General features: G+C 70.8%; 3 protein-coding genes. All 3 read right to left on the bottom strand.

The window, feature by feature from the left end; all coding sequences use genetic code 11:
• Nucleotides 1–869, bottom strand: an 869-nt coding sequence (locus FRW57_RS16985) for a nucleoside triphosphate pyrophosphohydrolase (protein WP_152186554.1), incomplete at its 3' end; no start/stop codon positions are given.
• A 2-nt stretch (nt 870–871) separates the two neighbouring features.
• Nucleotides 872–1,453 carry a hypothetical protein gene (locus FRW57_RS16980; RefSeq protein WP_137119898.1) on the bottom strand — a complete coding sequence of 194 codons (582 nt, stop codon included), beginning with the start codon at nt 1,451–1,453 and terminating at the stop codon, nt 872–874.
• Between the two features lie 78 nt (nt 1,454–1,531).
• A complete protein-coding gene (mfd, locus tag FRW57_RS16975; RefSeq protein ID WP_420853262.1) occupies nt 1,532–5,062 on the bottom strand; it encodes a transcription-repair coupling factor in 3,531 nt (1,176 codons plus the stop codon).
• Between the last annotated feature and the right edge of the window lies 1 nt (nt 5,063).

Raw genomic sequence — 5,063 nt, 5'->3', positions numbered from 1 at the left:
AGCTGCGCGCCGAGGTCACCCTCGTCGGCGCTTGCCTGGTCGAGCAGGTCCTGCCGGCCGGCCCGCTCGAGCCGGCCGGCGACCTTCGCCGCCCGGGCGAGCGGCGGCATACCTACGGGGATGCCCTCGAAAGGTGAGCTGCGGGAGGGCTTCTCGGCGGCCTTGATCGTCTCCCAGTTGGCCTCGACCTCGGCGGGGGTGGACGCATCCACGTCCGCGAAGACGTGCGGGTGGCGACGCACGAGCTTGTCGACGATGCCGGCCGCCACGTCGTCGACGTCGAAGGGTTCGTCCGGGTCTTCCTGTCCCACCCGCGCGTGGAAGGCCACCTGGAGCAGCAGGTCGCCCAGCTCCTCGACCATGTGCTGACGGTCGCCGGACTCGATGGCCTCGACCGCCTCGTGGGCTTCCTCCAGCAGGTAGGGCACCAGGCTCTCGTGGGTCTGCTCGGCGTCCCAGGGGCAGCCGCCGGGTGAGCGCAGCCGGTCCATCACCGCGACCAGGTCGAGCAGGCGGGCGCCGGGCACGTCCCACGAACCGACCAGGATCTCGACCTCGGGCGGCTCAGGGTGCCGGGTCAGCTCGCCGGCGAGGGCGTCGGTGAGGCCGGGGTCGCCGTCGGCCGAGCCCACCCACACCACGACCTGGTCGAGCGCGCGCTCGACCAGGGTGCGTGCGAGGGCCTGGGGAGCCTGCGCGCCCACAGCGGCGGTCGTCATACCGGCGTCGAGCAGTGCCGCCACCTGCGGCTCGTCGTCCGAGCGCACCAGAACGGCGTCGGCCTCGTCCAGAGCGGTCCAGGCGCCGTGGCTGAGCAGACCTCCTGCAACGCGCGGCGAGGTCAGCAGCACGGTCAGCCGTGCGGCCACCGTCAGTTGGTGGGCGTCGGCGAGGACTGGCTGTCGGCCTGCGGCTTGGCGGCCTCGAAGGGCTTGATCCAGTCAGGCTGGGGGTCGAGCACCGTGCGCTGCTTCACGTCGAAGGACGAGCCGTAGCGCGGGTTGATCGTGATGTCGGCCTTGTCGATCGCGGCCTGGACCTTCTTGGTCGCCGCCGGGTCCTGTCGGGCCGCCTCGACGGCGATGACGTTGCGGTAGAAGTTCACGAGCGTCGGGGAGGGGTCTTTCACCTGCATCTGGTCCTTCATGATGCGACGTGCGTCGTCGGCCGAGACCCCCTGACCGGCCTTGCTCTGCTCCTGCAACGCGAAGTGCCCCTCGATGAAGACCGCGAGCGTCTTGTCGGGCGTGGCGCCGTTGGCGCCGCTCTGTCCGGTCAGCTCGTTGTACTCCCGAGCCACCGTCTGCGCCTGGTCGACGGTGATGGCGTATCCGTTGACGATCGCAGCGTCGTCCGCGCTGTGGCTGCAGGCCGACAGGGCCAGCGCCGCGGTGAGCGCGAGCGCGGCGGGTGCGGCGGCGCGACGCGCGTGCGAAGGTGTCAGACGCTTCAACGGTGGTTCCTCTCCTCGTCCCGGACGGGCCGGCTGACCGGGCTTCGGGTTCATCATGTCAGGTCGGCGGGCCCTGGTTCACGCAGAGGTGGCGGCGCGGGCCGCCTGGGCAACGTCGCCGAGCAGCACCGCCTGCATGAGCTGGCTGGCCCAGCGCAGCACCTCCGTGTCGCGCAGCGGCCGGCCGCCAACGCGGGCGGTCATCGGCTTGGGCACCAGCACCGTCTTCAGCGCCGACTTGACCAGCGAGCCGGGGTAGAGCCGCTGCAGCCGCAGCTGCTGGCTCTCGGCCGGCTCCAGGGGGCCGAACCTGATGAAGTTGCCCTGCACGCTGATGTCGGCGATGCCCGCCTGTCGGGCCACGGTGCGCAGCCGCGCGACCTCGAGCAGGTTGCGGACCGGCTCGGGCGGGCTGCCGTAGCGGTCCTGCAGCTCGTCCTCGATCTCGCCCAGTCCGGCCTCGTCCTCGACGGTGGCCAGCTTCTTGTACATCTCGAGCCGCAGCCGCTCACCCGGCACGTAGTCGTGCGGCAGGTGCGCGTCCACGGGGAGCTCGATCTTGACCTCTGCCGGCGCCGTGTCACCGTCGCCACGGAAGTCCGCGACGGCCTCGCCGACGAGCCGGACGTAGAGGTCGAAGCCCACACCGGCGATGTGCCCGGACTGCTCGCCGCCGAGCAGGTTGCCGGCGCCGCGGATCTCCAGGTCCTTCATCGCGACCTGCATGCCGGAGCCGAGGTCGGTGTGGCTGGCGATCGTCGCGAGCCGGTCGTGCGCCGTCTCGGTGAGCGGCTTGTCGGGCGGGTAGAGGAAGTAGGAGTAGGCGCGCTCGCGGCCGCGGCCGACCCGGCCGCGCAGCTGGTGCAGCTGGGAGAGGCCAAAGGTGTCCGCCCGGTCGAGGATGAGGGTGTTGGCGTTGGAGATGTCCAGGCCGGTCTCGATGATGGTGGTGCAGACCAGCACGTCGAAGCGCCGCTCCCAGAAGTCGAGCACGACCTGCTCGAGCCGGGCCTCGCTCATCTTGCCGTGCGCGACCGCGACCCGGGCCTCGGGCACCAGCTCGCGAATCCGTGCCGCAACTCGGTCGATCGACGACACCTTGTTGTGCACGAAGAAGACCTGGCCCTCGCGCATCAGCTCGCGCTTGATCGCCGCGGTGATCTGCTTCTCCTCGTAGCCGCCGACGAACGTGAGCACCGGGTGCCGCTCCTCCGGAGGGGTGGCGAGCGTGGACATCTCGCGGATGCCGGTCACCGCCATCTCCAGCGTGCGCGGGATCGGGGTGGCCGACATCGCCAGCACGTCGACGTTGGTGCGCAGGGTCTTGAGCTGCTCCTTGTGCTCGACACCGAAGCGCTGCTCCTCGTCGACCACGACCAGGCCGAGGTTCTTGAACCGCACATTCTTGGACAGCAGGCTGTGCGTGCCGATGACCAGGTCAACGGTGCCGTCGGCCATCCCCTCGAGCACCCGCCCCGCCTCCGCGTCCGTCTGGAACCGCGAGAGTGCCTTCACCACAACCGGGTAGGGCTGGTAGCGCTCGGAGAAGGTCGTCAGGTGCTGCTGCACGAGCAGCGTGGTCGGCACGAGCACGGCCACCTGCTTGCCGTCCTGGATCGCTTTGAACGCGGCCCGCACCGCGATCTCGGTCTTCCCGTAGCCGACGTCGCCGCAGATCAGCCGGTCCATCGGGACCGACTTCTCCATGTCGTTCTTGACCTCGTCGATGCTGACGAGCTGGTCGGGCGTCTCGATGTAGGCGAAGGACTCCTCGAGCTCGCGCTGCCAGGGGGTGTCGGGCCCGAACGCGTAACCCTCCGTGGCCATCCGGGCGCTGTAGAGCCGGATCAGCTCGGCGGCGATCTGCTTGACGTGCTTGCGGGCCCGCCCCTTCGTTTTCGCCCAGTCGGAGCCGCCGAGCTTGTTGAGGGTGGGCGCCTCACCACCGACGTATCGCGTCACCTGGTCGAGCTGGTCGGTGGGGACGAACAGCTGGTCACCAGGCTGCCCTCGCTTGCTGGATCCGTATTCGATCAGCAGGTACTCGCGGGTCGCCCCCTGCACGGTGCGCTGCACCATCTCCAGGAACCGCCCCACGCCGTGCTGCTCGTGGACGACATAGTCACCCTTGCGCAGCGCGAGGGGATCGACCTGCTTGCGGCGGCGGGACGGCATACGCCGCATGTCCTTGGTCGAGCCGCCCTGGGTGGTGCCGCCGGTCAGGTCGTCCTCGGTGACGACCACGAGCCTGCTGGACGGCAGGGTGAAGCCGCGGCCGAGCAGCCCGTTGGTGACGTGGACGATGCCTTCCCCGAGGTCCTTGGCGCCGGGCTGGATGCGCACCGGGACGTCGTGCTCGGTGAGCACCTCGCCGACCCGGTTGGCCAGCCCCGGGCCGTCGGTGACCACGAGGGTCTTCCACCCCTCGTGCGCCCACTGACGCAGGTCGGCCACCGCCCGCTCGGTGTCGCCGCGGTAGGCGGCGACCTCGGTGGTGCCGATGGTGATCCGCTCTCCCTCGAGCTCGTCCTCGACGAACTCGGCCAGCTCCGCGTCGGTGGCGAACGAGGTCAGCGACCACCATGGACGACCGGTCTGCAGTGCATGCTCGCGCACCTCGGTGAAGGTCCAGAAGCTGGCGGTGCCGAGCACCCCCTGCAGGTCGACCGGCACGGCGTTGCCGGCGGCCGCGTTGGCCCAGCTCGCGTCGAGGAACTCCTCACTGGTGGCGACCAGGTCGTGGGCGCGGGTGCGCACCCGCTCGGGGTCGACCAGCACCACCTGGGTGCCCGGGCGCAGGGCGTCGAGCAGCGACTCCATGCCGCCCGAGTCGGCCAGCAACACCGGGCTGAGCGACTCCATGCCCTCCACGGCGATGCCCTCGGCGACCTTGTGCAGCATGTCGGCGACCCCGGGCAGCTGCTCGGCCAACTCGGCGGCACGCGCCTTCACATCGTCGGTGAGCAGCACCTCGCGGCACGGTGGCGCCCACAGGCCGTGCTCGGCCTCCTCGAGGCTGCGCTGGTCGGCGACCTTGAACCAGCGCACCTCCTCGACCTCGTCGCCGAAGAACTCGACCCGGATCGGGTGCTCCTCGGTGGGCGGGAAGACGTCGAGGATGCCTCCGCGCACGGCGAACTCGCCGCGCCGCTCGACCAGGTCGGTGCGGATGTACGCCGCGGCGGCCAGCGCGTCGACCACGTCCTCCAGCGGCGCCTCCTGCCCCTTGACCAGCGCCACCGGGGCGAGATCGCCGAGCCCCTTGGCGATCGGCTGCAGTAGCGCTCGCACGGAGGCGACCACCACCGCGACTTCACCGTATGTCGTGTCCTCGGCATCCGGGTGCGCCAACCGGCGCAGCACGGCCAGCCGCTTGCCGACCGTGTCGCTGCGCGGGCTGAGCCGCTCGTGCGGCAGCGTCTCCCAACTCGGAAAACCGACCACGCTCTCCGGCGGCAGGAACGCCCGCAACGAGTTCATCAGGTCCTCGGCCTCTCGGCCGGTGGCAGTGACGGCCAGCACGGGATGGCCCTTGACGTGGTCCTGCGCGCCGGCCAGCGCCGCCACCAGAGGTCCGCGCGCGCCCGGGGCGACGGCGACGTCGACCAGG

It is taken from the genome of Segeticoccus rhizosphaerae (assembly GCF_009192725.1).
In the GTDB taxonomy this organism is placed as follows: domain Bacteria; phylum Actinomycetota; class Actinomycetes; order Actinomycetales; family Dermatophilaceae; genus Segeticoccus; species Segeticoccus rhizosphaerae.
Note: the sequence above shows the minus strand (reverse complement) of the source record. Positions and strands in the feature narration are given on the sequence as shown.